Origin of the sequence: Hydrogenophaga sp. BPS33 (assembly GCF_009859475.1) — a bacterium.
Taxonomy (GTDB): Bacteria; Pseudomonadota; Gammaproteobacteria; order Burkholderiales; family Burkholderiaceae_C; genus Hydrogenophaga.
Map to the genome: position 1 here is coordinate 5,304,525 of NZ_CP044549.1, position 22,891 is coordinate 5,327,415.

The window sequence follows — 22,891 nt, forward strand, 5'->3', positions numbered from 1 at the left end:
CGCCCCCGATCGCACCACGACAGAAAAGGAGACACCGCATGACATACCTTCCCGCTCCCCGCCGGCGCACCCTGTTGCGCGCCGGTGTCCTGGCCGCGGCCACCTTCTGCGCCGGCACCGCGCTGGCACAGGCCACCTACCCTTCGCGCCCGATCACCATGCTGCTGCCCCTGGCCGCCGGCAGCGCGGGCGACGTGGCGCTGCGCGTGGTGGCGCAGAAGATGTCGGAGAACATGAAGCAGAGCATCGTGATCGAGAACCTTCCCGGTGTCTCAGGCCTGCTCGGTACCGAGCGCGTGGTGCGCGCCGCGCCAGACGGCTACCTGATCGGCGGCATCGGCGACAGCGTGCTCAACTTCGCCGCCAACCTCGCGCCGAAGATGAATTTCGACCCCATCCACGACCTGGATCCGATCGCGCTGGTGGCCACCATCCCGTGGACGATCGCGGTGAACCCGGGCTTCGGCACCAAGACCCTGGGCGAGTTCATCGCCAAGGCCAAGGCCGCACCCCACAAAATCGACTACGCCTCCACCGGCAGTGGCAGCGCGTCGCACATCGGCATGGAGATGCTGGCCGCTCGCACCGGCATCGCGCTCACGCACATTCCCTACAAGGGCGCGACACCGGGCGTGACCGACGTGGTGGGTGGCCAAGTGCCGGCGGTGTTCTCCGCGGTGTCCGTGGTGTTGCCCCACGTGAAGAGCGGCAAGCTGCTGGCGCTGGGCATTCCCGCCGACCAACGTTCCGCGCTGCTGCCCGAAACGCCGACCTTCGCCGAAGCGGGCGTGCCCAACTTCAGCTTCGTCACCTGGGTCTCGCTGTTCGCGCCCAAGGGAACGCCCAAGGCCATCGTCGACAAGCTCAACGCCGAAACGGTGAAGGCCGTGGCCGACCCCGCCGTGCGCGAGAAGCTGCTGTCGCTGGGCCTGGAGCCGCAGACCTCGACGCCGGAGCAACTGGGGCAGATGGTCCGCAGCGGACATGCGCGCGTGGCGAAGATCGTCCAAGACGCGAACATCAAGATCGACTGAGCGGCCATGACCCGCAAGACCCTTCTCGTTGCCGGCGCCACCGGCATCGTGGGCGCGGCCGCGCTCGAGCACTTCAGCGCCCAGGGCGACTGGGACGTGGTCGCGCTCTCGCGCCGCGCGATTCCCCCTGCGCCACGCGTGCGCCACGTGGCCCTGGACCTGACCGATGCCACCGCGTGTCAGCGCAGCGCCGGCGCATTCGAAGGCGTAACCCATCTGCTCTACACCGCGCTCTACGAAAAGCCCGACCTGGTCGCCGGTTGGCGCGACGCGCAACAGATGGAAGTCAACCTCGCCATGCTGCGCCATCTGCTCGACGCGCTGGCCCTGGGCGCGCCGCAGTTGCGCCACATCGGCATCCTGCAAGGCACCAAGGCCTATGGCCTGCACCACACCCAGGTGCCGGTGCCGGCCAAGGAGCGTTGGCCCCGCGCGCCGCACGATGTCTTCTACTGGCACCAGGAAGACCTGTTGCGCGAACGCCAGGCCGGCGCCGCCTGGACCTTCACCGTGCTGCGGCCGCAGATCATCCTGGGCCATGCGGTGTCCAGCCCGATGAACGTCATCGGTGCCATCGGTGCGTACGCCAGCATCCAGCGCGAGCTGGGACGCCCGCTGTGCTTCCCGGGTGGCGGACGCTACGTGCACGCCGGCAGCGACAGCCGCCTGATCGCGCGCGCCGCGGAATTCGCCGCCACGCACGCCGTTGCCGCCAACGAGACCTACAACGTCGTCAATGGCGACATGCTGGTCTGGCAGGACGTGTGGCCCGCCATCGCCGCGCACTTCGGCATGGCGGTCGGCGAGCCCACGCCGCTGCGCCTGGCCGAGGAGATGCCCAGGCACGAAGCGACCTGGCAGCGCTTGGTGCAGCACCACGACCTGCAACCGCTCACGCTGGCGCAGTTGCTGGGCAGCTCCTGGCAATTCACCGACCGCACTTTCGGCCACGGGCTGGAAACACCGCTGGACCGGATCGTGAGCCCGATCAAGCTGTACCAGGCGGGGTTCAACGGCTGCGAAGACACCGAGGACGCCCTGATCCACTGGCTCGCGCGCATGCAGCAATCGCGCCTGCTGCCTGCCTGAGCCGCGGCACGTTCACACCCACCCATTGGAAGGAGACATGGCATGACACACCCCTCGAAAGACATCAGCGACATGACCGGGGCGCACGCCGCCGGCGTGGACGTGCTGCACCAACTCGGCTGGCCCATCGACAGCGGCTTCGCCGACATGGACCCGGAGTTCTGGCGCTTCACCACCGGCCACCTGTTCGGGCAGGTATGGGCACGCCCAGGCCTGAGCCTGCGCGACCGGGCCCTGGTCACGCTCGCCGTGCTGCTCGCGGTGGACGCGGACCGCGGCTCGATGAACCACATCCGCCATGCGCACAACCTGGGCATCACCGAAGAGGAAATGCGAGAGCTGATCATTCAGGTCGGTTTCTACGCCGGCTGGCCCAAAGGCGCCCATGCCATGGCGCGCTTCAGCGCCATCCTCAACGAACCGGGCAGTGGGTGGGCTGCCAAGGCCGCAGCGGCCAAGGCCAGCCACACCGCAGAGCAGGCATGAACCCCATGACCCCCATGAACCCCATGAACACCCTCACGCGCCGCTCGCTCCAGTGCATCGGCCTGGCCAGTCTGCTCGCGGCAGTCCTGCCCGGCCATGCGCAAACCACCGCCTGGCCCAGCCGCCCCATCAACGTCACCGTGGGATTGCAAGCCGGCACGGGCTCGGACGTGGCCGTGCGCAACGTGGCCGAGAAAGTCGCCGCCGCGCTGGGCCAGCCGCTGGTGATCGGCAACCTGCCCGGTGCCGCCGGCCTGCTCGCGGCGCAGCAGGGCATCAAGGCCACGCCCGACGGCTACAACCTCGTCGCGCTGAGCGGCGCGGCCGTGACCACGCTGCCCCATATGCAGAAAGGCACCAGCTTCAACCCGGTGCGCGACCTGGTTCCCATCGCCATGATCGTGTCCTTCCCCAGCGTGATCAGCGTCAACCGCAGCGTGCCCGCCCAGACCTTCCAGGAATTCGTGGCGCTGGCCCGGAAGAACCCGGGCAAATACACCTATGCCTCCGGCGGCAATGGCAGCGTGCAGCACACCGCCATGGAACAGCTCATGGCCATGACCGGCATGAAGCTGCTGCACGTGCCCTACAAAGGCATGGCCCAGGCCACCAGCGACCTGGTCGCCGGACAAGTGGACACTGCGATCCAGGGCGTGGTGGCGGTCATTCCGTTCACCAAGACCGGTCAGGTGCGGCCATTGGCCTGGACCGGCGCGAACCGAAACCCGCTGTACCCCGATCTGCCCACGCTGCACGAAGCCGGCGTGACGGGCTACAACTTCCAGTCGTGGACCGCCTTGTTCGGTCCTCCCGGCACGCCCAGGGAGGTGGTCGCGCGCCTGAATGCCGAGATCCGCAAGGCGGTCGCTGCGCCCGATCTGCGCGAACGCTGGCTGCCCAATGGCATGGAGTCGATGGACCTCGACCCGGCGCAGATGGCCAAGCTGATCCGCGAAGAAAACGAACAGATGGCCAAGCTCGTGCGCGAGGTGGGCATTCAGGCCGACTGAGCGCGCTGCGACCGCCTCACGCCGAAGACCAGATGCGCGCGCCGATGAAGGGCGACCCCGGCGCGTGCACGCTGGCGCGCGTGATCTTGTGGGTCCAGTGCGCGGGGTCGAGCGCGAGCGACTCGTGTCCTTGCTCGAAGTGCTGGAGCCGCATCGGCAAGGATTCGAACTCGTAGAGGATGCCATGCCGCGCCCAGCCCGCCACGGCCGTGAGCTTGCGGGTGCGCACACAGCCCGTCATCTTCGCCATGGAAGGCAGCCGGTACTGGGCGTACCACCGGATCAGATCGAACTCGGCGTCGACCGAGCGCGCGCGCAGCGTGCCCATCTGGATCGCGGGTGCGGGGCCGGCCCGGCCGTCGGCGCTCGGCAGCGCGGGGCCATCCACGCGCGCCTCCTCCGAGAAGGCCACGGTGCGCACACCGCGGCGCAGAGCGAGCATGTCCCGCGCGGGCACCGCCACGTCGTCGAAGAAGGGGTTGAAAAAGGTGTGCACCGTGGGTGCACCGATCAGCAGCACGTACTGCGATCCCTGGCCAACCTCGTCCTGCGCGGCATGGCTCACCACGTTCTGCTTGATGTCGTTCATCTGCGCACCGCCGCCCTCGTAACGGTAGTGCGCGACCCAGGCGTGGGCCGGCTGGCGCGCGAGATGGGGCAGGTACTCGCCGTGCGCCCAGTCCAGGTAGCGGTCGCGGTCCTTCTCGTCGAGGTCGTACCAGGTGGCCCAGATGGCGCGGTCTTGTGCGGGGATCGATGTCACGTCTTGCCCATCAAAATGTTCTCGGTCGTTGCGGCGCAGCTTAGCGGGCATGGCGCCTGCGCACCAATCATCTTGAATGATCCCCGCCATCAGCCAAGATCATTTCCGAACGGGGCGCTGCCACGTTAGCGTAGCGGCCTACCCGATACACCATGAAACCCAACACCCTCCTCATCGCGGGCGCCACCGGCATCGTCGGCCACGCCGCCATCGAACACTTCAGCGCCCTGCCCGACTGGAACGTGGTCACCCTCTCGCGCCGCGCCCCACCGGCGCGCGAAGGCGTGCGCCACCTGAGCGCCGATCTGACGGACGCCGCGGCGTGCCAGCAGGCCGTGGCCCTCGCGCCGGACATCACGCATGTGCTGTACGCGGCGCTGTACGAAAAGCCGCAGTTGCTCGCCGGCTGGACCGACCCCGAGCAGATCGAGGTCAACCGGTCCATGTTGCGCCACCTGCTCGATGCGCTGGCCCTGCACGCGCCCGGTCTGCGCCACGTCGCGCTGCTGCAAGGTACCAAGGCCTATGGCTCGCACGTGGGGCGCGTGCCCGTGCCCGCCAAGGAGCGCTGGCCGCGCCTGCCCCACCCGATCTTCTACTGGCAGCAGGAAGACCTGTTGCGCGAGCGTCAGCGCCACGCCGATTGGTCTTTCACCATCCTGCGCCCGCAGATCGTGCTGGGCTATGCGCAGGCCAGTCCCATGAACGTGATCGCCGCGATCGGCGCCTACGCGGCCATTCAGCAGGAGCGGGGACTTCCGCTGTCCTTTCCCGGGGGCGGGCGCTATGTGAACGCCTGCAGCGACAGCCGCCTCATCGCCCGCGCCGTGGAATGGGCAGGCCAGCACCCGAACGCCGCCAACGAGACCTTCAACGTCGTCAACGGCGACGTGCTGGTATGGCAAGACATCTGGCCCTCTATTGCCACACACCTGGGCATGCCCGTCGGCGAAGACGCCCCACTGGAACTGGCGCGGGACATGCCCCGGCACGAAGACGTCTGGAGCCGCATCGTGCAACGCCATGGCCTGCAGCCCACGACGCTGGCCGGCCTGGTCGGCAGTTCCTGGCAGTTCGCCGATCGCAACCTGGCCTATGGACAGGCCACGCCGGACGACCGCATCGTCAGCCCGATCAAGCTGCGTCAGGCCGGGTTCGCGGATTGCATCGACACCGAAGATGCCGTTCTGTACTGGCTCGACCGCATGCGCAAAGCCCGCCTGCTGCCGCCAGGGCCAGCCTGAAAACAAGGCCACACGGCCGGTCGGCCCGGGCAGGCGCGCCAAACATCCCATGGGACAATCGCGCCCATGCACATTCTGTTTGACGAAGCCGGCAAATTGTTGACCGGCCGCCTCCTCTCCGAGGCCGAAAGTTCTCTCCAGGTCGAGCTCGATTCGGGCAAGCGGGTCAAGGTCAAGGCCGCCAACGCCCTGCTGCGCTTCGACAAGCCCGCCCCGGGCCAGCTCATGCCCGCCGCCACCGCCCTGGCCGAGAGCATGGAACTGGAACTGGCCTACGAATTCGCCCCCGAAGACGAATTCGGCTTCGCCGACCTGGCGCACGAGTATTTCAGCGACAACGCCACCACCACCGAGCAGGTGGCTGCGCTGATCTGCCTGCAGGGCGCGCCGCACTACTTCCGCCGCGCCGGCAAGGGCCGCTACAAGAAGGCCCCGCCCGACGTCCTGGCCCAGGCACTGGCCGCTATGGAGAAGAAGAAGCAGGTGCAGGCGCAGATCGAGGCCTGGGCCGCCGAACTCGCCGCCGGCACCTGCCCCGAGCCGGTGCGCCAGCAGCTCTACAAGATTCTCTTCCGGCCGGACAAGAACGCGCCCGAATACAAGGCTGTGGTCGAGGCCGCACGCACCAGCCAGACCGCGCCGCTCGACCTGCTGCAAAACGCCGGTGCGATCCACAACGCCTACCAGTTCCACTGGCAGCGCTTCCTGTTCGACCAGTTCCCCAAGGGCACGGGCTTCCCGCCGCTGCAGGCCCCGGTGATCGCCGACGAGCTGCCCCTGGCTCCGGTGCAGGCGTTTTCCATCGACGACTCCGCCACCACCGAGATCGACGACGCGCTCTCCCTGCAGGGCCTGGGGCAAGGCAGCGTCACGCTGGGCATCCACATCGCCGCACCCGGTCTGGCGGTGTTGCCCGAAGGCGCGGTCGACCAGGTGGCGCGCCAGCGCCTGTCCACGGTCTACATGCCGGGCCACAAGGTCACCATGCTGCCCGACGACGTGGTGCAGGCCTACACGCTGATGGAAGGGCGCGACTGCCCGGCCGTGTCGCTCTACGTCACCTTCGACGAAGCCACCCTGGCCATCACCGACAGCCGCACCGCGCTGGAGCGCGTGCCGATCGCGATCAACCTGCGCCACGACCAGCTCGACGAGGTGATCACCGAAGCCTGGCTCGACGGCACACCCGCCGCCGATGTGAAACCCGAGATCGCTGCGCTGCAACCCTCGCTGGCTTTTTTGTGGCGTTTGGCGCGCCACCTGAAAACGCAACGCGAAATCGTGCGCGGCAAGCCGGAAACCTTCAACCGCCCCGACTACACCTTCCGCCTCGAAGGTGTGGCGGGCGACGAGCCCACCGGCGACGAGCGCGTGCTCATCACCACGCGCAAGCGCGGCGCGCCGCTGGACCTGATGGTCTCCGAGGCCATGATCCTGGCCAACAGCACTTGGGGTAACTGGCTCAACGAATGCGGCGTGCCCGGCGTCTACCGCAGCCAGGCCAGCCTGCAGCCGGGCGTGAAGGTGCGCATGGGCACCAAGGCGCAGCCGCATGCGGGCATCGGCGTCAAGAGCTATGCCTGGGCCACCTCGCCCTTGCGGCGCTACGTGGACCTGGTCAACCAGTGGCAGATCATCGCCTGCGCGCGCCACGGCAAGACCGCCGCGCTAGCCGCGCCGTTCAAGCCCAAGGACGCCAACCTGTTCGGCGTCATCGGCGCGTTCGACGCTGCCTACAGCGCCTACAACGGCTTCCAGAACGGCATGGAGCGCTACTGGACGCTGCGCTACCTGCGCCAGGAAGGCATCACCGAACTCACCGCCACGCTGATCAAGGACAACCTGGTGCGCGCCGACACCCTGCCGCTGGTGCTGCCGGTACTGGGCGCCGAAGGCCTGCCGCGCGGCGCGCACCTGCGCGTGAAGCTGGGCGAGATCGACGACATCACGCTCGACCTCCATGGCACGGTCACCGAGCGGCTGGACCTGGCCCTCGAAAACGCCGATGCCACCGAGGAAGGGGACACCGAAGACGAGGACCTGGGCGCGCCCTTGGCCCTGGCCATCGACGTCGACGAGCCGCAGGGCGAAGCCACCGCCCAGGCGGCCCAGACGCCCGATCCGGCAGGGGTCTGAAGCGAGGCCGGCGGCCAGCACGGATAATGCCCGCCTGATGTCGTCTGCCCTGTCCTTTTTCAAGAAGCTGAGCACGCTGCAAATCGCGTTGGGCGTCTCGATCGCCGTGCACGCCGCGATCCTTACCGTGCGCTTCGTGGACCCCGAGCGCTTCAACCGCGTGTTCCAGGACACGCCGCTGGAAGTGATCCTGGTCAACGCCCGCAGCGACGAGCGCCCCGACAAGGCCACCGCGATCGCCCAAGCCTCCCTGGCCGGCGGTGGCGACCGCGAACACGGCCGCGCCACCTCCCCTCTGCCGCCGAGCATGGTGGCGCGCATGGGCGATGCCCACGAAGAAGACCAGCGCACCGTCGAAATGCTGCGCGAGCAACAGAACCGCTTGCTGGCCCAGGTGCGCAACGAACTCGCCAAGATGCCGCCGCCCGATCCGGAGGCCCTCAACCCCACGGCCGAGCAGGCCGAGCGCGAACAGAAACGCCGCGCACTGGTGAAGATCCTGGCCGAGATCGAAAAGCGCATCAACGAAGAAAACGCCCGCCCGAAAAAGCGCTACATCAGCCCGGCCACGCGCGAGGCGGTCTACGCCATCTACTACGACGAGCTGCGCCGCAAGATCGAAGACCGCGGCACCAGCAACTTCCCCGAAGTGGGCGGCCGCAAGCTCTACGGCGAACTCACCATGACCATCACCGTGAACCACACCGGCGCGGTGCTGGACACCGAGGTGGTGCAAGCCTCGGGCACCGCCTTGCTCGACCGCCGCGCCCAGGCCATCGTGCGCAGCCTGTCCTTCGGCAGATTCAGCGACGCCATGCGCCGCCAGGCCGACCAGATCGTGGTGGTGTCGCGCTTTCGCTTTACGCGAGACGAAGTGCTGCAGACCCAACTGTCCGGGCAGTAGATGAAATCCCTCGGACGCTGGTTGTTGTGGTTGATCCTCGCCGGTCTGGCGCTGCAGCTGTTCTTCGTCGCGCGCATCGCGGTCATGGTGGCGATCGACCCGGTCAGCACCACCTTCATGCGCTCCGAAGCCTGGCGCATCGCCGGCGCGAGCTTGGCGGGCGACAAGCGCTGGCGCTGGTCGCACGAATGGGTCGATGGCGCGCAGATCAGCCCGCACCTCAAGCGCGCGGTCATCGCCTCCGAGGACGCGGGCTTCAACGACCACGCGGGCGTGGAATGGGAAGCCATCGAGGGCGCGTGGCAGAAGAACGAACGCCGCCAGCAGCAGGCCGAGAAGCGCGCCGCCAGCCAACCCAATCGGCCCGTGCGCGAACCCAAGATCGTGGGCGGCTCCACCATCACCCAGCAACTCGCCAAGAACCTGCTGCTGTCGGGCGAACGCCAGTTCCTGCGCAAAGGCCAGGAGCTGATGCTCACCGTGGCACTCGAACTGCTGCTGGACAAGCGCCGCATCCTGGAGATCTACCTCAACAGCGTCGAGTGGGGCGAAGGCATCTTCGGTGCCGAGGCCGCCGCGCAGCGTTACTTCAACAAGCCGGCGAGCAAGCTCAACGCCCACGAGGCCGCGCGCCTGGCGGTGATGCTGCCGTCGCCCAAGTTCTTCGAAACACGCCAGGGTTCGGCCTATCTCGCACGCCGCACCGGCACCATCGTGGCCCGCATGGGCGGAGTACAGCTCCCATGAACCTTCGCGCCAAGGCCATGAGCCTGTTTCTCCTGGGCCTGGTGCGCCTGCTCACCGGCGCGCAGGCGCGCTGGCACGGCTGCCCGCCCAAGGCCGAGCAGCGCATCTACTTCGCCAACCACCAGAGCCATGCCGACCTGGTGCTGATGTGGGCGGCGCTGCCCCTGGAACTGCGCAGCATCACGCGTCCGATCGCGGCCAAGGACTACTGGACCGCATCGAACTTCAAGCGCTGGATCACCACCGAGGTCTTCAACGCCGTGTACGTCGAGCGCGAGCGCAAGGGCGACGAAGACCCGCTCGCGCCCTTGATCCAGGCGCTGGAAAACGGCGACTCGCTCATCCTGTTCCCCGAAGGCACGCGCGGCCACGAGGAAGACCCGCAGGCGTTCAAGTCGGGTCTGTACAACCTGGCGCTGCGTTTCCCCGACGTGGTGCTCGTCCCGGCCTGGATCCACAACGTGCAGCGCGTCATTCCCAAGGGCGAAGTGGTACCGGTGCCGGTGCTGTGTTCGGTCACGTTCGGCGAGCCCGTCCAGCTCGGCGTGGACGAACCGCGTGCCGATTTCCTGAAACGCGCGCGCGAAGCCGTGATGGCGCTGCGAGAAGTCTGATGGGATCCTTTCTTCGAAACCTCACCCCCGACCAGCAGGTCAGCCTGGTGTTCGTCGTGCTGTTCGGCCTGCTGCTGATCGCCACCGGCGTGAGCGTGCTGCTCTCGCTGCGCGAACGCCGGCTCTCCGATGGCAGCGACCCCGACGACCTCTCGGACGTGCGCGCCCTGCACCTGCAGGACAACCAGGCGCTGTTGCGCAGCTCGTGGATCATGACCGTGGTGTTCTGGGTCGGCTGGGCCGCCGGTGACCACGCGGCGCTGGTCCTGTTCGGTGTGGTCTCCTTCTTCATCCTGCGCGAATTCATCAGCCTTTCGCCCACGCGCCGCAGCGACCACCGCAGCCTGGTGCTGGCCTTCTTCGTGGTGTTGCCGGTGCAATACGCGCTGGTGTGGATGGAACTCTTCGACCTTTTCACGGTTTTCATCCCGGTCTACGTGTTCCTCGCCCTCCCCGTGGTCAGCGCTCTGGGCAACGACCCGCAGCGCTTCCTGGAGCGCAATGCGAAGCTGCAATGGGGCATCATGGTTTGTGTCTATGGCATGAGCCATGTGCCCGCCTTGCTGCTGCTGCACTTCAAGGACTTCGCCGGCAAGACCGCCTTCCTGGTGTTCTTCCTGGTGCTGGTGGTGCAGACCTGCATGCTGGTGCAGCACATCGCTGCGCGGGGCCTGCGCCGCCCGGTGGCCCCGGCCATCAGCGACGGTTTTCATTGGCGCAGTTGGGCGCTGGGCCTGGCCGCCGGGGGCGTGCTGGGCGCGCTGCTCGCGGGCTTCACGCCCTTCAAGCCGCTGCCCGCGCTGGCGATGGCGCTGGTGGCGTGCGCCGCGGGCAGCTTCGGCCATCTCGTCATGAAGGCCATCAAGCGCGACCGCGGCGTCACGCATTGGGGCCTCGCGGGCCGTTCGGTGACCGGCACCAGCGGCCTGCTCGACCGCGTGGATGCCCTGTGTTTCGCGGCGCCGGTGTTTTTCCATTCGGTGCGTTGGGCGTTCGATCTGTAAAGTGTCCGCATGAGAATTCTCGGCATCGACCCCGGTCTGCAATGCACCGGTTTTGGCGTGATCGACGCCGAAGGCGCGGCCTTGCATTACGTGGCCAGCGGCACCATCCAGACCAGCCCCAAGGACGGCGCGCTGCTGCCTGGGCGCTTGAAGGTGCTGTTCGATGGCATCAGCGAAGTGGTGGCGCGTTACCAGCCCGAGGTCTCGGCTTGCGAGATCGTGTTCGTCAACGTGAACCCGCAGGCCACCCTGCTGCTCGGTCAGGCGCGCGGCGCCTGTCTCACCGCGCTGGTGGCCAACCAGCTGGAAGTGGCCGAATACACCGCGCTGCAGTTGAAGAAGGCGGTAGCCGGCAGCGGCCGGGCGGGCAAGCCGCAGATGCAGGAGATGGTCAAGCGGCTGCTGCGCCTGCCCGGCCTGCCTGGCAAGGACGCGGCCGATGCGCTCGGCCTGGCCATCACACACGCGCAGGTCCACCGCACGCTGCAGGCCATCGGCAAGGTGGCGGCACAGAACGCCCGCACACACGCCAGCTACAAGGCAGGCCGGATCTACTGACGATGCAGGAGCCGAACCGCATGCGCCGACTCAGCCTGGGGGCCTGGCTGGCCCTGGCCTTCACCGCGCTCTCGCTGCTGCTCACCGTGAGTCTCACGCTGCTCAGCGACCGCATGGCCAGCACCCAGGTGCGCGCCGGCATTGCCGGTACCCTGGGCGTGTTGGCACAACAGACCACCAGCCGCCTGGACCGCGCAATGTTCGAGCGCTACCGCGAGGTGCGCCTGATCGCCCAGCGGTTGCAGGGCGTGACCGACCCGGTGGCGGTGCGGCAAGCCATCGACGAGGTGCAGAAGAGCTATCCGTACTACGCGTGGATCGGTGTGACCGATACCGCCGGCGTCGTGCGCACCGCCACGCGCGGCATGCTCGAAGGCGTGGACGTGTCCTCGCGCCCGTGGTTCCGCAACGCGATGGCGGACAAGGCCATGGGCGACGTGCACGACGCGGTGCTGCTCGCGCAACTGCTCGGCACACCGGGCGGCGGCGAGCCTTTGCGTTTTGTCGACATCGCTTTTGCGCTCACCGATGCCACGGGCGCGACCACGGGTGCCGTGGGGGTGCACCTGTCGTGGAACTGGGCCACCGATATCCAGCAGGCCATCTTCGCGCCTGTGAACCGGCACCGCACGGTGGACATGCTGATCGTCTCCTCCAACGGCACGGTGCTGCTCGGCCCGGCCGACGTGCAGGGCAAGACACTGCAAGTGCCCAGCCTGGAAGCCGCGGGCCGGGGCGAGACCGGGCACTCGACGGAGGTCTGGCCCGATGGCAAGACCTACGTGGTGGGATACAGCCGGGACAGCGGCTACGACGTCTACCCCGGGCTGCAGTGGCGGGTGCTGGTGCGGCAGACGCAGGAAGACGCCTACGGACCCGTCAACCAGTTGCACCGCCAGATGTTGATCGGCGGCCTGATCGCGGCCCTGCTGTTCTCCCTGATCGGCTGGTGGCTGGCGCGGTTGATCACCCGCCCCTTGCTCGACCTGACCGACGTGGCGCGCGGCATCGAGGCAGGCTATGCGGTGAAGGCGCCCACCACTGCGAGCTACCGGGAGGTGGTATTGCTGGGCAATGCTTTCAACTCCCTGGTCAAGAGCCTGCAAACGCAAGAGTCCGAGTTGCGCCACAGCTACGCCGCGCTGGAGCGGCGCGTGAGCGAGCGCACGGCGGAGTTGCGCGAGGCCCTGGACGACGTGCGCGCCAACGAGGAGCGCGTGCAGACCGTGATCGACGCGGCGCAGGAAGCCTTCATCGGCATGGACTTCGAAGGCCTCATCACCGACTGGAACGCCGAGGCCGAGAAGTTGTTGGGCTGGAAGCGGCACGAGGTGCTGGGCGAATCGCTGGCCGACATCGTATTGCCCGAGCGTTTCCAGACCCCGTTCGTGCAGGCGCTGGCCGGCTTTTTGACCACCGGCAAGGCGCCGTTCACGGGCCAACGCATGCGCCGCACGGTGGTGCACCGCGACGGCCATGAAATGGAGGTGGAAATGAAGATCGGCTTGATCCACACCGCCGAGGTGCAACTCTTCAGCGCGTTCGTGCGGCCGGTGTCGGACGGCGAGCGCTGACGAAGGCAGAGAGGGGTGGCGCTACACGCAACGCCACACTAAAGCAGCCGCTCGAGAATCAGCACGCCGAAGAAGCCGAGCGCGGCGATCACGGTCCATTTCAGGATCACGATGCCCCATTGCCGGTAGCGCTTCTGCCCGGTGCCGATGTAGAACGCGAAGCACACGCCCGCTGCGAGCAGCAGCAGCATGACGGTCCAGCGGAACAGCAGCATGGGCGCGCTTACCAGGCCGGCGCGAGTTGGGCGAAGCCGCTGGGCGCTTCGCGGTCGTGCGCGAAGCTGACCACTTCGTAACGCTCGGGGTGCTCCAGCAAGGCGCGCAACAGCTGGTTGTTCATGGCGTGGCCGCTGCGAAACGCGCTGTAGGCGGCCAGCAGGGGTTTGCCCACGATGTAGAGGTCGCCCATGGCGTCGAGGATCTTGTGTTTGACGAACTCGTCCTGGTAGCGCAGGCCATCGGCGTTGAGCACTTTCACGTCGTCCATCACGATGGCGTTGTCCAGTCCGCCGCCCATGGCCAGGCCGTTGGAGCGCATCATTTCCACGTCGCGGGTGAAGCCGAAGGTGCGGGCGCGGGCGATTTCGCGCGCGTACTGGCCGCTGCCAAAATCGAACTCCACGCGTTGTCCGGTGGAGTTCACGGCCGGGTGGTCGAACTCGATTTCGAACGCGAGCTTGTAGCCATGGAAGGGGTCGAGCCGCGCCCACTTCAAGGAGCGGCCTTCGCCTTCGCGCACTTCCACCGGCTGGGTGACGCGGATGAACTGCTTGGGCGCGTTCTGCATCACGATGCCGGCACTTTGCAGCAGGTAGACGAAGGAGGCCGACGAGCCATCGAGGATGGGGACTTCTTCGGCGGTGATGTCGACGTAGAGGTTGTCCAACCCGAGCCCGGCGCAGGCACTCATGAGGTGCTCGATGGTGTGGACCTTAACGCCACCGTTGGAGATGGTGGAGGCCAGACGCGTGTCGGACACGGCCATGGCGTTGACGGGAATCTCGACCGGCTGGGGCAGGTCCACGCGGCGGAACACGATGCCGGTGTCGGGCGCGGCGGGGCGCAGGGTCAACTCCACCCGCTGACCGCTGTGCAGGCCGACACCGACCGCCTTGGTCAGGGATTTGAGGGTGCGTTGCGCAAGCATCCCGGAATTGTAGTTTTCGCGCCGCCAGAACATGGTTAAGAAAGGTGATGGCCTTGATAGGGAGGTTTTTTTCTCTCTCCGCCTGCTTCTGATTTTTCTCCGGCTGCAACGGTCAGCGGCGACCGGGGTGCCCGGCTCCGCGGGTGTCCCCCGCCCGGGGCTACGCCCCGGGCTCCTCCTTTACCCCGCTGCGCCGGACACCCCGATCACCGCCGACCTACGTGTAGCACTCAATGTAGGACCACCAACCCGCTCTCGGATCGCGGGCGCTGGGCGTTCTGCGCAGCGGGGTAAAGGAGGAGCCGCCCTCCCGGCGGCGGGGGACACCCGCGGAGCAGAGCGCCCGGCGTCCGCGAGCCCGCGAGGTGCAGGCCAGCAAACACCAGGACCAACCCAACGAGATCAATCGGCTTGCTTGCGCAGAAAGGCAGGGATCTCGAAATCGTCCATGCCACCCGAAGCCAGCGCATCGACCTTGGCCGCGGCCTGCGTGCGGTTCGTGCGCCACACGCTGGGCACGGCCATGGAGTTGTAGTCCGGCTGCGCGGCACCCGGGCCACCCACGGCGGCGTTCATCGTCGGCACATTGAACGGCACGTTATCGGTACCGGTGCGCAGCACTTGCAGCGGGGGCGCCGTGCGGCGCTGCTGACCCTGGCGCGACAGGCCCGTGGCCACCACGGTCACGCGCATTTCGTCGCCCAGCGCATCGTCGTAGGCCGCGCCGTAGATCACGTGCGCTTCGGGCGAAGCGTAGGCGCGGATGGTGTTCATCGCCAGCTTCGATTCCGACAGCTTGAGCGAACCCTTGGCGGCCGTCACCAGCACCAGCACGCCCTTGGCGCCCGACAGGTCGATGCCTTCGAGCAACGGGCAGGCCACGGCCTGCTCGGCCGCGATGCGCGCGCGGTCCGGACCCGCGGCCACCGCGGTGCCCATCATGGCCTTGCCGGGCTCGCCCATCACGGTGCGCACGTCTTCGAAGTCAACGTTCACGTTGCCGTATTCGTTGATGATCTCGGCGATGCCGCCCACGGCGTTCTTGAGCACGTCATTGGCATGGGCGAAGGCCTCGTCCTGCGTTACGTCATCGCCCAGCACTTCGAGCAGCTTCTCGTTGAGCACCACGATCAGCGAGTCCACGTTGGCTTCGAGCTCGGCCAGGCCGTTGTCGGCGTTGGTCATGCGGCGGCCACCTTCCCAATCGAAGGGCTTGGTGACCACGCCCACGGTGAGGATGCCCATTTCCTTGGCCACGCGCGCGATCACCGGCGCAGCACCGGTGCCGGTGCCACCGCCCATGCCGGCGGTGATGAACAGCATGTGCGCGCCTGCAATGGCTTCGCGGATGTCATCCACCGCCACCTCGGCCGCGTCACGGCCCTTCTCGGGCTTGCTGCCTGCGCCCAGGCCCGTCGTGCCCAATTGGATCGTCTTGTGCGCGGCGCTGCGCGTGAGCGACTGCGCGTCGGTGTTGGCACAGATGAATTCGACGCCCTGCACGCTGCGCGAAATCATGTGCTCGACGGCATTGCCGCCGCCACCGCCCACGCCGATGACCTTGATCTGGGTGCCTTGGTTGAATTCTTCAACTTCGATCATTTCGATGCTCATGTGATGCTCCTGTTCTGTGTCTGTTGCCTGGATGCGGCGGTATGCGAGAAGTTCATTCGGGTTTCAGGTTCGGTCATCCGGGGGGTCCGGTGTGTTCGGCACACCGGCCTCGTCGTCGTCGACATCGACCCAGGGAAAAACGCAGAGCGTGGTAGCGAGCGTGTTTCATCAGAACGTCCCCAGGAACCAGTTTTTGACCCGCTCGACCGCGCCTTGCATCGAGCCCGCTTTCTGCGCCACCTTGTGTCCGCGCACGCGCGCCAGGCGCGCCTCTTCCAGCAGCCCCATCACGGTCGCCGCGCGCGTCTGCGCGACCATGTCGGACAAGGCGCTGTGGTAGTTCGGAATGCCGCGGCGCACCGGCTTGAGGAAGATGTCTTCGCCCAACTCCACCATGCCGGGCATGACCGCGCTGCCACCGGTGAGCACGATGCCCGAGGACAGCATTTCCTCGTGGCCGGAATCGCGCACCACCTGCTGCACCAGCGAGAAGATCTCCTCCACGCGCGGCTCGATCACACCCGCCAGTGCCTGGCGGCTGAGCATGCGCGGGCCACGGTCGCCCAGGCCGGGCACTTCCACCTGCGTGTCCGGGTCGGCCAGCAACTGCTTGGCGCAGCCGCTCTCCACCTTGATGTCCTCGGCGTCCTTCGTGGGCGTGCGCAGGGCCATGGCGATGTCGCTGGTGATCAGATCGCCCGCGATCGGGATCACCGCCGTGTGGCGGATCGCGCCGCCCGAGAAGATCGCCACATCGGTCGTGCCCGCGCCGATGTCGACCAGCGCCACGCCCAGTTCCTTCTCGTCGTCGGTCAGGATCGCCTGGCTCGAGGCCAGCGGGTTGAGCATGAGCTGGTCCACTTCGAGGCCGCAGCGGCGCACGCACTTGATGATGTTCTCCGCCGCGCTCTGCGCGCCGGTCACGATGTGCACCTTGGCTTCGAGGCGGATGCCGCTCATGCCGATCGGCTCCTTCACCTCGTGTCCGTCGATCACGAACTCCTGCGGCTCCACCAGCAAGAGGCGCTGGTCGGTCGAGATGTTGATCGCCTTGGCCGTTTCGATCACGCGCGCCACGTCTGCAGCCGTCACTTCGCGGTCCTTGATGGCCACCATGCCGCTGGAGTTGATGCCGCGGATGTGGCTGCCCGTGATGCCGGTGTACACGCGCGCGATGCGGCAGTCGGCCATCAGCTCGGCCTCTTTCAGCGCTTGCTGGATGCTCTGCACCGTCGCGTCGATGTTGACCACCACGCCCCGCTTCAAGCCATGGCTGGCCGACACGCCCAGGCCGGCGAGCTTGAGGTCGCCGTTGGCCTGGACCTCGGCGACCACCACCATGATCTTGGCTGTGCCGATGTCGAGTCCGACCACCAAATCCTTGTATTCCTTGGCCATGATGTGCTTCTTGCTTACCTACGGGGTTGTGTACGGGGATGCGTTGCGCCGGGCGGCGTGTCGATGACGGTGGTCACGCCGCGCAAGCGCAGGGCGTAACCATTGGGGTAGCGCAAGTCCACGGACTGCACCGCACCCGCATAGCGTTCGGTGAGCTGGGACAACGTGCCGGTGAAGCGGCGCGTGCGCGCCAGCAGTTCGTCTGGCGTGCCACGGCCGAGCTCGATGCGCGCGCCACTGTCGAGCGCGGCGCGCCAGGTGCCGTGTTCGGTGAGTTCGAGACGTTCGAGCTCCAGGTCGAGCCGCTTGAATTCGCCGGCCAACACCTGGTACAGCGACCACACCTCGGCCGATTTCTCGCCCGGGCCCGCCAGCTCCGGCAAACCATCACCGTCGTCGGGGCTGGCGTCGAACACCTCGCCGAGCTGGTTGACCAACTGGCCCGATCCCGACTGGCCCCACCAGGCCACGGCCTGGTGCTCTTCGAGCGTCACGCGCAGGCGGTTCGGGAATTCGCGCTGCACCACGGCCTTGCGCACCCAGGGCACGGACTCGAACAGCTGGCGCACCTGCTGCAGGTCCACGGTGAGGAAGCTGCCGGTCAGCCGCGTGCGCATCTGCGACGACAGCTGCGCGCGCAAGGTCACGGCGCTCTGGTGCGACACGTCGCCATGCACCGACATGGCCTTCACCGACCAGATCGGGTGGCGCACCAGCCAGGTCGTGAACAGGCCCAGGCTGAGCACGGCAAACACCACGACCAGCACGTGCGTGACCACGGTCATGAGTTTGACGTCCAGGGGCAGTTCGGTGCTGGCCATGTCGTTGTTCCGTGGCTCAGGCGGCCTTGTGGTCCAGCGCCGCGCTGGCCAACAGTTGCACGCACAGGTCTTCGTACGACAGGCCCGCCGCCTTGGCCGACATCGGCACGAGCGAATGGCCGGTCATGCCGGGCGAGGTGTTGATCTCAAGCAACCAGGGCTTGCGGGTCTTCGCGTCGATCATCACGTCGGCGCGCGACCAGCCGCGGCAGTCGAGCGTGCGGTAGGCCTGGAGCACCAGTGCCTGGATGGCGGCCTCTTCGCCCTCGGGCAGGCCGCAGGGCACGAGGTACTTCGTGTCGTCGTTGAAGTACTTGTTCTGGTAGTCGTAGTTGCCATCGGGCGCGACGATGCGGATCACCGGCAGCGCCCTCGCCTGCTCGCCCGTGCCCAGCACCGGGCAGGTCACCTCGTCGCCGGCGATGAACTGCTCGCACATCACCAGCGGGTCCTGTCCGGCGGCGAGTTCGTAGGCTGCCGCGCATTGGTCTTCGCTCACCACCTTGGTCAGGCCGATGGTGGAGCCTTCGCGCACTGGCTTCACGATCATGGGCGAGCCCAGGGCCTTGAACGCGGCCACCGTTTCCCCGGCGCTGCGCACCTGCCGCCAGGCCGGCGTGGCCAGGTCTTCGGCGAGCCAGATGCGCTTGGTCATGAGCTTGTCCATGGCCACGCTCGAGGCCATGACGCCGGGCCCGGTGTATGGGATGCCCAGGAGCTCCAGCGCACCCTGCACCGTGCCGTCTTCGCCGAACCGGCCATGCAGCGCGATGAAGCAGCGCTGGAAGCCTTCGCGCTGGAGTTCGTCCATGACCCGCTCTGCCGGGTCGAAGGCATGGGCGTCAACGCCTTTGGAGCGCAGCGCGGCCAGCACGCCGTTGCCCGACATCAGCGAGACCTCGCGTTCGGCGGAACGGCCACCCATGAGCACGGCCACTTTGCCGAGCGATTTCACATCCACCTTCTTCATCTCCATTGCATTCATGCTGCCGTCCCTTGCGCCAGCTCGATCACACGACCGGCCACCGCACCCACCGTGCCCGCGCCCATGCAGAGCACCACATCACCATCGCGCGCGTTGTCGAGCACAGCCTGCGGCATGGTGGCGATGTCGTCGATGAACACGGGTTCGAGCTTGCCGGCCACGCGCAGGGCACGCGCCAGCGAACGGCCGTCGGCTGCGACGATGGGGGCTTCACCCGCGGCATACACCTCGGCCAGCAGCACCGCGTCGGCCTGGCCGATCACCTTGACGAAGTCTTCGAAGCAATCGCGCGTGCGGGTGTAGCGGTGCGGCTGGAACGCCAGCACCAGACGCCGACCCGGGAAGGCGCCACGCGCGGCCGCCAGCGTGGCCGCCATTTCCACCGGGTGGTGGCCGTAGTCGTCGACCACGGTGATGCGGCCGCTGCCATCGGCCAGGCGGGCTTCGCCGTACGACTGGAAGCGCCGGCCCACGCCCTTGAACTCGGCCAGCGCCTGTTGCACAGCGGCATCGGGCACGTTCAACTCCACCGCGATACCGATGGCGGCCAGTGCGTTGAGCACGTTGTGCCTGCCGGGCAGGTTGAGCACCACCGGCAGGTCGGGCAGCTCCACGCCGTTGCGGCGCTGCACGGTGAAGTGCATCTGCGTGCCGACCGAGCGCACATCGATGGCGCGCACCTGCGCGTCTTCGGAGAAGCCGTAGCTGGTGATGGGGCGCGCGATCTGCGGCAGGATCTCGCGGATCGCGGCGTCGTCCACGCACACCACGGCCGCGCCGTAGAACGGCATCTTGTGCAGGAAGTCCACGAAGGCCGACTTGAGCTTGCCGAAATCGTGGCCGTAGGTGTCCATGTGGTCGGCGTCGATGTTGGTCACGACGGAGAGCACTGGCAGCAGGTTGAGGAACGAGGCGTCGGACTCGTCGGCCTCGACCACGATGTACTCGCCCGCGCCCAGCTGCGCGTTGGCGCCGGCGCTGTTGAGCCGGCCACCGATCACGAAGGTCGGGTCCATGCCGGCGGCGGCCAGCACGCTGGCCACCAGGCTGGTGGTGGTGGTCTTGCCATGCGTGCCAGCAATGGCCACGCCTTTCTTCATGCGCATCAGCTCGGCGAGCATCACGGCGCGCGGCACGACCGGAATCAGCTTGGCGTGGGCCGCCGCCACCTCGGGGTTGTCGGCCTTCACGGCGGTCGAGGTGACGATGGCGTCGGCCCCTTCGATGTAGGCGGCATCGTGGCCCACGAACACCTCGGCGCCCATGGCCACCAGGCGGCGCGTGGCGGTGCTCTCGCCCAGGTCGCTGCCAGTGATGCGGTAACCCTGGTTGAGCAGCACCTCTGCGATGCCGCTCATGCCGGCACCGCCAATGCCCACGAAGTGGATGTGTCGGATGGCGTGCTTCATGCTGTCGGAACTTTCGCAAGTTGCTCGCACGCGGCCACGACGGCCGCCACGGCTTCGGTTTTTTTCAAGGCATGGGCCTTCTCGGCCATGGCCAGCAACTGCTCGCGCTGCACGGTCTGCAGGATCTGGGCGAGCCGCTGGGGGGTGAGTTCGGCCTGAGGCATGAGCCAGGCCGCGCCGGCGTCGACGAGGAAGCGGGCGTTGGTGGTCTGGTGGTCGTCCACCGCGGCGGGGAACGGCACGAACAGCGCGGCCGCGCCCAGGGCGGCGATTTCGGTGACGGTGCTCGCGCCACTGCGGCAGACGATGAGGTCGGCCTCGGCAAAGGCTTTCGCGGTGTCGTCGATGAAGGGCGTGAGCTCGGCCTGGATGCCGGCGGCCACATAGTTGGCGCGCAGCGCGTCGATCTGTTTCTCGCCGCTCTGGTGGGTAACCTGGGGCTGCTGCACCTTGGGCAGCAGGGCCAGCGCCAGCGGCACCACGTCGTTGAGCGCCTTGGCGCCCAGGCTGCCGCCCACCACCAGCAGGCGCAACGGGCCGCTGCGGCCGGCAAAACGCTCGGCCGGCGCGGGCTGTTGCAGGAAGGCCGCGCGCAGCGGGTTGCCGACCCACTGGGCCTTCTTGAACACGTTAGGGAAGGCGGTGAACACCCGATCGGCCACACCGGCCAGCACGCGGTTGGCCATGCCTGCGATGGAGTTCTGTTCGTGCAGCACCAGCGGCTTGCCGGCGAGCACACCCATCATGCCGCCCGGGAAGGTGATGTAGCCGCCCAGACCCACCACCACGTCAGGCTTGACCCGCCGCACCACTTGCAGCGACTGCCAGAAGGCGCGCAGCAGACGCAGCGGCAGCAGGGCCAGCGTGACCAGACCCTTGCCGCGCACGCCGCCGAAATCGATGGTCTCCAGCGCGAAGCCGCGCGGCGGCACGAGCCGGCTTTCCATGCTGCCGGGCGCGCCCAGCCAATGCACGCGCCAGCCCCGCTCACGCAAGGCTTCGGCCACGGCCAGGCCAGGAAAGATGTGGCCGCCGGTGCCGCCGGCCATGATGAGAGCGCAAGGGGCGGTCACGCGCGGCCCCCTTTCATCATCTGGCGGTTCTCGTAGTCAACGCGCAGCACGATCGCCAGCGCCACCAGATTGAGCAGAATTGCCGACCCGCCGTAACTCATCAAGGGCAAGGTCAGGCCCTTGGTGGGCAACGCGCCCAGGTTCACGCCGATGTTGATGAAGGCCTGGAAGCCCATCCACAAACCGATGCCCTGCGCCACCAGACCGGCAAACACCTGGTCGAGCGCGATCGCCTGGCGGCCGATGTGCATGATGCGGCGCGTGAGCCACAGGAACAGGCCGATCAGCACCACCACGCCCAGCAGGCCGAACTCCTCACCGATCACGGCCAGCAGGAAGTCGGTGTGCGCCTCGGGCAGCCAGTGCAGCTTCTCCACGCTGCCCCCCAGGCCCACGCCGAAGATCTCGCCACGCCCGAACGCGATCAGCGAGTGCGAGAGCTGATAACCCTTGCCCAGGGCGTGCTCCACGCTCCAGGGGTCCAGATAGGCGAACACGCGCTGGCGGCGGAATTCGCTGGTCATGACCATGAGCGCGAACGCCCCCACGACCACGAGCGCCATCAGGAAGAACATGCGCGCGTTCACGCCGCCCAGGAACAGGATGCCCATGGCGATCACCACGATCACCATGAAGGCGCCCATGTCCGGCTCGGCCAGCAGCAACATGCCCACGACGCCCACGGCCACGGCCATCGGCGCCACCGCCTTGAAGAAGCGTTCCTTCACTTCCATCTTGCGCACCATGTAGCTGGCGGCGTACATCACCACGGCCAGCTTGGCCAGCTCCGAGGGCTGGAAGTTCATGATGCCCAGCGGAATCCAGCGCCGCGCGCCATTCACGGCCAGGCCAATAAAGGGCACCAGCACCAGCACCAGCAGCACCAGGGCCACGGCAAACATCCAGGGCGCAAGCCTCTCCCAGGCCTTCATGGGGAACTGGAACGCCACCATCGCGGCCACCACGCCGATCACCATGGCCATGCCATGGCGCAGCACGAAATGGCTCTGCGCGTAATTGCCAAAGCGCGGGTTGTCGGGCAAGGCGATGGAGGCCGAATACACCATCACCAGGCCCCAGGCCAGCAACGACACCACCACCCACAGAAGCGGCTGGTCAAAGCCGAGTTCGCGCACGGCGACGTTGCGCGTGCCGGCGTAGGTGCGGTTGGACAGGCGCACCGGCAGGTCGTCGCGCGAAGTGCCACCGGCGAGCGCGCCCGCCAGGTCGCGGCCCGGCCAGCGCGGCATCAGGCCTGCCAGGGCAGAGCGCACGCGCTGG

Annotated in this window: 22 protein-coding genes; 12 read left to right on the top strand and 10 right to left on the bottom strand. The window is 67.5% G+C overall.

The window, feature by feature from the left end; translation table 11 throughout:
* The first annotated feature begins 38 nt into the window (after positions 1 to 38).
* Genes F9K07_RS24455 through F9K07_RS24470 form a run of 4 tightly spaced genes read left to right on the top strand, consistent with a single transcriptional unit; the run spans position 39 to position 3,619 of the window.
* The gene (locus F9K07_RS24455) at positions 39 to 1,034 is read left to right on the top strand and encodes a Bug family tripartite tricarboxylate transporter substrate binding protein (RefSeq protein ID WP_159595885.1); all 996 of its coding nucleotides are present in this window, start codon (positions 39 to 41) and stop codon (positions 1,032 to 1,034) included.
* A 6-nt stretch (positions 1,035 to 1,040) separates the two neighbouring features.
* Positions 1,041 to 2,123 (top strand): SDR family oxidoreductase, encoded by a 1,083-nt coding sequence (locus F9K07_RS24460; protein ID WP_159595886.1) that lies wholly within the window; start codon positions 1,041 to 1,043, stop codon positions 2,121 to 2,123.
* Positions 2,124 to 2,165: 42 nt separating this feature from the next.
* Complete coding sequence (locus tag F9K07_RS24465; RefSeq protein ID WP_159595887.1) at positions 2,166 to 2,609, top strand: carboxymuconolactone decarboxylase family protein; 444 nt, start codon at positions 2,166 to 2,168, stop codon at positions 2,607 to 2,609.
* Positions 2,606 to 3,619: a Bug family tripartite tricarboxylate transporter substrate binding protein gene (locus tag F9K07_RS24470; protein WP_159595888.1), complete on the top strand. Its 1,014-nt coding sequence runs from the start codon at positions 2,606 to 2,608 to the stop codon at positions 3,617 to 3,619. The genes F9K07_RS24465 and F9K07_RS24470 overlap by 4 nt, the downstream gene beginning before the upstream one ends.
* Before the next feature lie 16 nt (positions 3,620 to 3,635).
* Here F9K07_RS24470 and F9K07_RS24475 read toward each other — a convergent pair whose 3' ends face one another.
* Positions 3,636 to 4,382 carry a hypothetical protein gene (locus F9K07_RS24475; protein ID WP_159595889.1) on the bottom strand — a complete coding sequence of 249 codons (747 nt, stop codon included), beginning with the start codon at positions 4,380 to 4,382 and terminating at the stop codon, positions 3,636 to 3,638.
* Positions 4,383 to 4,534: 152 nt separating this feature from the next.
* On the opposite strand from F9K07_RS24475, the gene F9K07_RS24480 reads away from it, so the two are divergent.
* The 8 genes from F9K07_RS24480 (at position 4,535) to F9K07_RS24515 (ending at position 13,163) form a co-directional block, all read left to right on the top strand.
* Positions 4,535 to 5,626, top strand: coding sequence for an SDR family oxidoreductase (locus tag F9K07_RS24480; RefSeq protein ID WP_159595890.1), 1,092 nt, complete (start codon positions 4,535 to 4,537; stop codon positions 5,624 to 5,626).
* 66 nt (positions 5,627 to 5,692) lie between these two features.
* Positions 5,693 to 7,762, top strand: a complete 2,070-nt coding sequence (locus F9K07_RS24485; RefSeq protein WP_159595891.1) for a ribonuclease catalytic domain-containing protein — start codon at positions 5,693 to 5,695, stop codon at positions 7,760 to 7,762.
* 37 nt (positions 7,763 to 7,799) lie between these two features.
* Positions 7,800 to 8,666: an energy transducer TonB gene (locus tag F9K07_RS24490; RefSeq protein ID WP_159595892.1), complete on the top strand. Its 867-nt coding sequence runs from the start codon at positions 7,800 to 7,802 to the stop codon at positions 8,664 to 8,666.
* Entirely contained in the window at positions 8,667 to 9,413 is a 747-nt protein-coding gene (gene mtgA / locus F9K07_RS24495) for a monofunctional biosynthetic peptidoglycan transglycosylase (protein ID WP_159595893.1), read from the top strand.
* Positions 9,410 to 10,027, top strand: coding sequence for a lysophospholipid acyltransferase family protein (locus F9K07_RS24500; protein WP_159595894.1), 618 nt, complete (start codon positions 9,410 to 9,412; stop codon positions 10,025 to 10,027). Before mtgA ends, F9K07_RS24500 begins: the two co-directional genes overlap by 4 nt.
* On the top strand, positions 10,027 to 11,031 hold the full coding sequence (locus tag F9K07_RS24505) for a phosphatidate cytidylyltransferase (RefSeq protein WP_159595895.1): 1,005 nt from the start codon (positions 10,027 to 10,029) through the stop codon (positions 11,029 to 11,031). Before F9K07_RS24500 ends, F9K07_RS24505 begins: the two co-directional genes overlap by 1 nt.
* Before the next feature lie 9 nt (positions 11,032 to 11,040).
* Positions 11,041 to 11,589, top strand: coding sequence for a crossover junction endodeoxyribonuclease RuvC (gene ruvC / locus F9K07_RS24510; protein WP_159595896.1), 549 nt, complete (start codon positions 11,041 to 11,043; stop codon positions 11,587 to 11,589).
* 20 nt (positions 11,590 to 11,609) lie between these two features.
* A complete protein-coding gene (locus F9K07_RS24515; protein ID WP_159595897.1) occupies positions 11,610 to 13,163 on the top strand; it encodes a PAS domain S-box protein in 1,554 nt (517 codons plus the stop codon).
* Positions 13,164 to 13,201: 38 nt separating this feature from the next.
* Here the strand turns inward: F9K07_RS24515 and F9K07_RS31610 are convergent, their stop codons facing one another.
* The 9 genes from F9K07_RS31610 to ftsW form a co-directional block, all read right to left on the bottom strand.
* Positions 13,202 to 13,378, bottom strand: coding sequence for a hypothetical protein (locus F9K07_RS31610; RefSeq protein ID WP_201451476.1), 177 nt, complete (start codon positions 13,376 to 13,378; stop codon positions 13,202 to 13,204).
* 8 nt (positions 13,379 to 13,386) lie between these two features.
* A complete protein-coding gene (lpxC, locus tag F9K07_RS24520; RefSeq protein ID WP_159595898.1) occupies positions 13,387 to 14,310 on the bottom strand; it encodes a UDP-3-O-acyl-N-acetylglucosamine deacetylase in 924 nt (307 codons plus the stop codon).
* A 402-nt stretch (positions 14,311 to 14,712) separates the two neighbouring features.
* Complete coding sequence (gene ftsZ / locus F9K07_RS24525; protein WP_159595899.1) at positions 14,713 to 15,924, bottom strand: cell division protein FtsZ; 1,212 nt, start codon at positions 15,922 to 15,924, stop codon at positions 14,713 to 14,715.
* 168 nt (positions 15,925 to 16,092) lie between these two features.
* Positions 16,093 to 17,322 carry a cell division protein FtsA gene (ftsA, locus tag F9K07_RS24530; RefSeq protein WP_159595900.1) on the bottom strand — a complete coding sequence of 410 codons (1,230 nt, stop codon included), beginning with the start codon at positions 17,320 to 17,322 and terminating at the stop codon, positions 16,093 to 16,095.
* A gap of 14 nt (positions 17,323 to 17,336) precedes the next feature.
* Positions 17,337 to 18,143 carry a cell division protein FtsQ/DivIB gene (locus F9K07_RS24535; protein ID WP_159595901.1) on the bottom strand — a complete coding sequence of 269 codons (807 nt, stop codon included), beginning with the start codon at positions 18,141 to 18,143 and terminating at the stop codon, positions 17,337 to 17,339.
* Positions 18,144 to 18,159: 16 nt separating this feature from the next.
* Entirely contained in the window at positions 18,160 to 19,119 is a 960-nt protein-coding gene (locus F9K07_RS24540) for a D-alanine--D-alanine ligase (protein ID WP_442907452.1), read from the bottom strand.
* 5 nt (positions 19,120 to 19,124) lie between these two features.
* Positions 19,125 to 20,537 carry a UDP-N-acetylmuramate--L-alanine ligase gene (gene murC, locus F9K07_RS24545; protein WP_159595903.1) on the bottom strand — a complete coding sequence of 471 codons (1,413 nt, stop codon included), beginning with the start codon at positions 20,535 to 20,537 and terminating at the stop codon, positions 19,125 to 19,127.
* A complete protein-coding gene (gene murG / locus F9K07_RS24550) occupies positions 20,534 to 21,610 on the bottom strand; it encodes an undecaprenyldiphospho-muramoylpentapeptide beta-N-acetylglucosaminyltransferase (RefSeq protein ID WP_159595904.1) in 1,077 nt (358 codons plus the stop codon). The genes murC and murG overlap by 4 nt, the downstream gene beginning before the upstream one ends.
* Positions 21,607 to 22,860 (bottom strand): putative lipid II flippase FtsW, encoded by a 1,254-nt coding sequence (ftsW, locus tag F9K07_RS24555; RefSeq protein ID WP_159597089.1) that lies wholly within the window; start codon positions 22,858 to 22,860, stop codon positions 21,607 to 21,609. The genes murG and ftsW overlap by 4 nt, the downstream gene beginning before the upstream one ends.
* Between the last annotated feature and the right edge of the window lie 31 nt (positions 22,861 to 22,891).